Origin of the sequence: Parvibaculum sp. (assembly GCF_049672805.1) — a bacterium.
In the GTDB taxonomy this organism is placed as follows: Bacteria; Pseudomonadota; Alphaproteobacteria; order Parvibaculales; family Parvibaculaceae; genus Parvibaculum.
The window spans coordinates 1-6,794 of record NZ_JBATWS010000067.1 but is presented as its reverse complement, the minus strand read 5'-3'; the positions used below and the strand labels follow the sequence as shown (position 1 = coordinate 6,794).

At 59.8% G+C, this 6,794-nt stretch carries 7 protein-coding genes; 5 read left to right on the top strand and 2 right to left on the bottom strand.

Features of this window, described 5'->3' with window-relative positions:
- On the top strand, positions 1–675 hold a 675-nt coding region (locus WBF74_RS02135), incomplete at its 5' end, for a glutamate synthase-related protein (protein WP_424434463.1).
- 8 nt (positions 676–683) lie between these two features.
- Here WBF74_RS02135 and WBF74_RS02130 read toward each other — a convergent pair.
- Positions 684–1,565 (bottom strand): diacylglycerol/lipid kinase family protein, encoded by an 882-nt coding sequence (locus WBF74_RS02130; RefSeq protein ID WP_424434460.1) that lies wholly within the window; start codon positions 1,563–1,565, stop codon positions 684–686.
- A gap of 225 nt (positions 1,566–1,790) precedes the next feature.
- On the opposite strand from WBF74_RS02130, the gene WBF74_RS02125 reads away from it, so the two are divergent.
- Both WBF74_RS02125 and WBF74_RS02120 read left to right on the top strand, forming a co-directional pair.
- Entirely contained in the window at positions 1,791–2,768 is a 978-nt protein-coding gene (locus tag WBF74_RS02125) for a UDP-2,3-diacylglucosamine diphosphatase (protein ID WP_424434466.1), read from the top strand.
- Positions 2,765–3,949 (top strand): glycosyltransferase family 4 protein, encoded by a 1,185-nt coding sequence (locus tag WBF74_RS02120; protein ID WP_424434457.1) that lies wholly within the window; start codon positions 2,765–2,767, stop codon positions 3,947–3,949. Before WBF74_RS02125 ends, WBF74_RS02120 begins: the two co-directional genes overlap by 4 nt.
- Before the next feature lie 5 nt (positions 3,950–3,954).
- Here WBF74_RS02120 and WBF74_RS02115 read toward each other — a convergent pair whose 3' ends face one another.
- Positions 3,955–5,208: an MFS transporter gene (locus WBF74_RS02115; protein ID WP_424434453.1), complete on the bottom strand. Its 1,254-nt coding sequence runs from the start codon at positions 5,206–5,208 to the stop codon at positions 3,955–3,957.
- Between the two features lie 169 nt (positions 5,209–5,377).
- Here WBF74_RS02115 and WBF74_RS02110 point away from each other — a divergent pair, with 169 nt between their 5' ends.
- Together WBF74_RS02110 and WBF74_RS02105 are read left to right on the top strand one after the other, a co-directional pair.
- Positions 5,378–5,971 carry a YceI family protein gene (locus WBF74_RS02110; protein WP_424434450.1) on the top strand — a complete coding sequence of 198 codons (594 nt, stop codon included), beginning with the start codon at positions 5,378–5,380 and terminating at the stop codon, positions 5,969–5,971.
- A 202-nt stretch (positions 5,972–6,173) separates the two neighbouring features.
- Positions 6,174–6,794: GTP-binding protein (locus WBF74_RS02105; protein ID WP_424434447.1), on the top strand; the 621-nt coding region annotated here is incomplete at its 3' end.

The window sequence follows — 6,794 nt, the reverse complement described above, 5'->3', positions numbered from 1 at the left end:
GAAGTGACGGGCAAGCCCGCCGGCTTCAAGCTGGTGCTGGGAACAACCGAATGGCTGGATGAACTCTGTGAAGAGATAAAGGCGCGCGGAAGCGAACACGCGCCGGATTTCATCACACTCGATAGCGCAGATGGCGGCACGGGTGCCGCACCCATGCCCCTTATCGATTATGTCGGCATGCCCATCTGGGAAAGCCTGCCCATTCTTTGCGATGCGCTGGAGCGCCACAACCTCAAACCCCGCATCCGCGTGAATGCAAGCGGCAAGCTCATCACGCCTGCCGAAGTTGCCTGGGCGCTCTGCGTCGGCGCGGATTTCGTATCCTCTGCACGCGGATATATGTTCGCGCTTGGCTGCATTCAGGCATTGCAATGCAACCGGAACACATGCCCGACCGGCATCACCACACATGACAGGCGTCTGCAACGCGGCCTTGATGTGACCGACAAGGCGCACCGCGTTCACCGCTATGCGCAGCGCATCACGCAGGAAGTCTGCATGATTGCTCATTCCTGCGGCGTGTCAGAGCCTCGTCGTCTGACGCGCAACCATGCGCGCATCATGGGCGCGAACGGCGTTTCCATGTCTCTTGTGGATTACTATGGCCGCTGGACCTCTCCCGCCGACCTACCTTCGCAAAACGGCATAACCCGCCCGCGCTTTGGCCAGCGATAGGCAAACGCCTATTTCGGCATCACCATTCTGAGAAATTGCGTCCCCTGCTCGATCCGTTGCGGCAGATGGCCCCGCCTGTCCCCGTCAACTTCAACGGCAAGTCCTTCCGGCCCCTGAACATCAATCACACGGGCAGACAGAACCTCAACCGAGCTTAGGCGCGAAACAAGGCCAAGCCCCAATGCGGCAAGATAAATCGCGAAGGCGAGCCGCGACTTCTTCTGAAAGAGAAAAAGAGTAAGCCCCGGCTGCGTGATCGCCGCTTCGGGGGCAAGCACGAATGGCCCTGCATAATGCCGCGCATTGGTGACGACAGCCCATGCAGCACGCTTCTCCTGGCCATCAACCGACAGGCGAATGTCATGCGCCGGACCACGCAGCCAGACCTTCAGGCCGGAGAGAATGAAGGCGCCCTTGCCCCATAGCTTCTTCATGCGCGGATTGATGCGATGCACGACCTCGCCATCAAAACCGATCCCGACCATCAGCAGAAAAAGGTCACCCTGCACAAGGCCCGTGCCGATGATCTCCGCCGGACCTTCCAGCAGCATGGCTGCCACCTCTTCGGCCTTTGGCCGCAAGCCGATTTCGATTGCGAGAACATTCGCCGTGCCAAGCGGCACTATGCCGAGCGGTATGTCCTGCCCGAGCAGCCCGCGCGCGACCTCACTAACCGTGCCATCACCACCCGCCGCAACGATCACATCCGCCTGACCGCGCTGTGCTGCCGCGCGCGCAAGCGCAGTTGCATGAGCCGGACCTTCTGTCAGGTCGATCGTTACCTCCGCACCCGCCGCGCGGAGCCTGCCGACGACATCATCAAGCAGATGCCGTTTTCGCCTGCCCGCAACCGGGTTGAAAATGATGTGGATGAAGCGGCGTAACGCCAAGGCAGGGGTCCGGCATCTGGTGAAAACACCCGGCGATTAGCCGCGAAAACAGGTGGCCGGTCAATATCGGCCCGCCCCTCTCGTCACGCCTCACTGTCACAAAACCATAATCAAACTGTCATGCAGATTTGATGCTGCACGCGCATGGTGCGCGCACAACAAAAGACAGCAGGCGAATTGCAACAGGATGACGCAATCCGGCGTCTGGAGAAGAACGACAAGGAAATGGCTCTGTTCGATACATCGATATTGACGAGACCGCAGCCCATAACAGCGCTTCCCGCGCCTGACAGAAACAAGGCTGCGAAGAAAGCCCGCAAGGAAGCGGCCCGCGCAAAAGCACGGCGCGGCGGGCTCGACGAAAGATTGCTCGGCCCAAGGCCGAAAAACCGCACACAGCACCGCACGCTTTTCCTCTCCGACATCCATCTCGGCACACCAGGATGCAAAGCGGAATTGCTGCTTGATTTCCTCCGCCACAATGATGCGGAAACCATCTATCTGGTCGGCGACATTGTGGATGGCTGGCGCATCAAGCGGTCATGGTATTGGAACGCCGCCCATAATGCCGTGGTGCAGGAACTCTTCCGCAAGGCACGCAAGGGCGCGACGGTGATCTATGTTCCCGGCAATCACGATGAAGCGTTGCGCGATTATACGGGCTTCAACTTTGGCGGCATTGATGTGGTCAATGAAACCGTTCATGAAACGGCCGATGGTCGCCGCTTCCTCGTGCTGCATGGTGACCAGTTTGACAGCGTGGTGAAATACGCGAAATGGCTCGCCCATCTCGGCGACCGCGCTTATGGCATCGCGCTCGCACTTAATAATTGGCTGCACGAAATCCGCCGCCTCTTTGATCTGCCCTATTGGTCACTCTCTTCTTATCTCAAGAACAGAGTGAAGAACGCGGTCGAATATATTTCGAGCTATGAGCAGGCCGTTGCCCGAGCAGCGCGAGAACGCGGTGTGGATGGTGTGATCTGCGGTCACATCCACCATGCCGAAATCCGCGATTTTGACGACGTTCTCTACTGCAATGATGGTGACTGGGTGGAAAGCTGCACCGCCCTTTCGGAAGATGAAAATGGTGCGCTTTCGCTCCTCACCTGGCAGAACTTCTCATGGGAAATCGGCCTTGGCGGCGGCGAGCGGGAACCGATTGAAGATGAAGGCGCTACATTGGTGCCGACTGCCGCATGAGCCAGCGCCTCCAGATGCCGCAAGCCACACCGGAGGCCCATCCGTCACCCGCTTTGCCCGGGCCGCGCAAGCGCCGTATTGCGCGCCTGCTTGGTCGTTTGCGCCGCAGGCCGCTGCCAAAAGAGGTGGGCCGCTTCTCCGAGCCGCTCCGCATCGTCATCGTGTCAGATGCAGCGCCACCGCAAGTGAACGGCGTTGTACGAACCCTTCAGCAATTGATCGGCAATCTGCGGGAAGCAGGACACGACGTGACCTTCATCACACCTGATCTCTTTCGCACCGTACCGTTACCCACCTATCGCGAAATCCGCCTCGCCATCCTGCCGGGCCGCAGGATCGCGCAGATGATCCACAAGGCAAATCCAAATGCCATTCATATTGCGACAGAAGGCCCGCTAGGGCTTGCCACGCGGCGCTTCTGCATCCGCAACAACATTCCCTTCTCGACTTCGTTCCACACACGCTTTGCTGAATATCTGCATGCACGCACCGGCATCCCCTTGTCATGGGGATACGCTTTTCTCCGCCGCTTTCATGCAAAGGCGAGCGCATTGATGGTCGCAACGCCCTCGCTTCAGGCAGAACTGAAGGAACGCGGCTTTGGTGATCCGGTGATCTGGTCGCGCGGGGTCGATACGGAGCTTTATCGCCCGCGCCCGGATGTTCAGAAAGCACATCCGCATGGGCTTGCCCGTCCTGTCTGGCTCAATGTGGGCCGTGTCGCGGTTGAGAAGAACATCGAAGCCTTTCTCGAACTCGATCTCCCCGGCACTAAAATGGTAGTAGGCGATGGCCCGCGTCTTGACCATCTGACAAAGCGGTATCCGGACACCTTCTTTGCCGGCCCGCTCTTCGGCGAAGAGCTTGCCCGCGCCTATGCGGCGGCAGATGTGTTCGTCTTTCCGAGCAAGACAGACACATTCGGTCTCGTGCTGATCGAGGCAATGGCGTCAGGCACGCCCATTGCGGCTTATCCCGTGCAGGGACCAGGCGATGTTCTTGCCTTCACACCGGATGGCACAAAAGCGGGCGCGTTGGATGACGATCTCCACACAGCCTGTCTCAAGGCGCTTGATCTCAATCGCGAAGACGCACGCGCCTATGCACTCACCTTCGCCTGGGACGCCTGCGCAAAACAGTTCATCAGCAATCTCGCGCTTGAAGAGGCCGAAGCCGCCTAAGGCACTTACCCCGTCTTCACATTGCGCGAGCTCATATCGCTTATGGTCGCATAGCAGGCAAGCGCCGCGACAAGGCCGAGTGCCAGCGCCGCAAATGTCAGCCTGTAGCTGACATCTACTTCTACACCCGCCCGCTGCATTGTGCCGATCAGCGCGCCTGTCATCACCTGCAATACAAAGACGCCCGCCATATTGCCGAAATTGAGCAGCGTTATGCCGCGCCCTGCCAGCCTGTCGGGGAAGAGAAGGCGGCCATGGGCGAGCAGCAGCGGCGTATAACCTGCGTTGAGACCGAACAGAATGAATATGCACGTCACCAGCACGAGCGGGGGCTCATCAAGCGTGGCGAGCAGCGCCAGCATGGAAGCCGAAAGGGCAGCGCCAATAAGGATAGGCTTCTTGATGCTGCCGAAAAGCTGTTCCGCATAGCCCCAGAGAAGAAGGCCGATCACCTGCCCGCCCGTAATACCAAGCAGCACATGACCGCGCGCGGAAAGATCAAGCCCGTGCACATCCGCGAGATAGGGCGATGCCCAGAGCGTCTGTATCGCAGCGAAGCTCGCATAGCCGGTCGAGATCATGATGAAAAGCTGAAGGACGCCGGGCCAGCGCATCGCTTCGAATATGCCGCCAAAGCTCTGACGCAATGTCTCGCGCGGACGCTCGGACATTACCGTGCCGGGGGGCGTGTCCCGCGCGATGAAGGCCATCGCAATCGCAAGACCGAGCGTGATCACGCCTGCACCGACAAAGCTTTCCCGCCAGCCGAACATCTCAGTTGCATAGGCAAGCGGTGCCGTCGCCATCAGCGCGCCCAGTGTGCCGATGGAGATTTGCAGACCGGAGAGCATCGCGAACTTCTCCGGCGCGAACCACCAGCGATAGATCATCAGCGGACCCATCAGCATCGCCGAACAGCCAAGCCCCATGAGAATGCGCGCAAGCGTCAGCCCCGCCTCGCCCCGCGCCATCGCAAACACGAAGCAGCCGAGAATGGCAATGCCGATGGCACAGAGCATGGTGATCCGAGCGCCATAGCGATCAAGCAGGATGCCGACGGGGATCTGTGCGAGCGCGAAGGAGAGGAAGAAGGCGCCGGACAATATGCCGAGCCCTTCTGGCTCAAGGCCCAGATCCACCGCAAGATTGGGTGCGATGACACCCGTGGACGAGCGCAGAAACTGGCTCACCGTATAGACAAGACAGAGAATACCGACGAGCGGAATGATCTGAAAACGGGACGCCGGTGCGGCAGCCATGAACGCACCTCCTCCGGCGCTCCTTCAATCGATGCGGATTAAGAGCGAAAATCCGCACTTTCGCCAGCCCCATTTCGGCATGGGCAATCGCCGGGCACGCAAAGCCTTGCCCCACGCTATCGCACCTCTATTCTCTAGCTCCCCCCAACAGCGCTATCGGAGGTCCGTCATGAAAGCTCGCATCCTCGCAACGGCCACCCTCGCCCTTGCCCTTTTCGCCACCCCGGTCATCGCCGAAACACCCGCCAGTGTGGCGACCTATGAGATCGACACCTCGCACACCTATCTCGGATTTGCGATCAGCCATCTTGGCTTCTCGACCACTTATGGCCGGTTCACCGATGTAAGCGGCTCCATCACCTTCAATGAGGAAAATCCCGAGGCAAGCTCGGTCGAGGTCCGGATCGTGCCCGCCAGCCTCTATACGGGCCATGAGGAACGCGACAAGCATGTGCGCGGCAAGGACTTCCTCAATGTCGAGGAGTTCCCGGAGATGAGCTTCATATCCACCGCCATCGAGCGCACGGGCGAGAAGACCGGCAAGATCACCGGCGACCTCACCCTGCATGGCGTGACGAAGCCCGTCACACTGGAAGCGACCTTCACCAGGATGGGTGAATACCCCATGCAGAAAGGCGTGAAGGCCATCGGCTTCGAGGCAACGGGCAGCCTCAAGCGCTCGGATTTCGGTATCGAGACCTATCTCCCGGCGATTGGCGATGAGGTGAGCATCACCATCTCGCTCGAGGCCATGCAGAAATAAAGACCGGGGTCGGGGCTGGCCGGTGCCCTTTTGCGCAGGGCCAGCCCCGTTAACCTTGCCCGCCCGCTCCTTTTTATACCGCGACTGCGAAGGAATTCTTGTGGGCGCGGCCCTGAGCGGTTATAAGGCGGGCCAATTTCCCGGTCGCCGCCGTGTTCCTGCTAGTGCGCGGTTGAGCGGCATATTTGCCCCGGCGGAACCCATGTCTATTCGGAATATTGCGATCATCGCCCATGTTGACCATGGGAAGACGACGCTGGTCGACCAGCTTCTGCGCCAGTCCGGCACCTTTCGTGAAAACCAGCATGTCGCTGAGCGCGTGATGGATTCAGGCGATCTCGAAAGAGAGCGCGGCATCACCATTCTGGCCAAATGCACCAGCGTTGAATGGGAAGAGAACGGAACACCCATCCGCATCAACATCATTGATACGCCCGGCCACGCCGATTTCGGCGGCGAGGTGGAACGCATCCTCTCCATGGTGGATGGCGTGGTGCTGCTGGTGGACGCGGCCGAAGGCCCGCTTCCCCAGACGAAATTCGTGACCTCCAAAGCACTTGCCCTTGGCCTGCGCCCCATCGTGCTCATCAACAAGGTGGACCGGCCCGACGCCCGGGTGGACGAAGTACATATCGAAGTCTTCGACCTTTTCGCCTCACTCGGCGCGACGGATGAGCAGCTCGACTTCCCGACCATCTTCGCCTCCGGCAAGGAAGGCTGGGCGACCGAAGACCTCTCCGCGCCGGACGCAAAGGAAAACGGTCTCCGTCCCCTCTTCTCCAAGATCGTGAGCCACTTCCCCGAGCCGACCGCGCTCAATGAC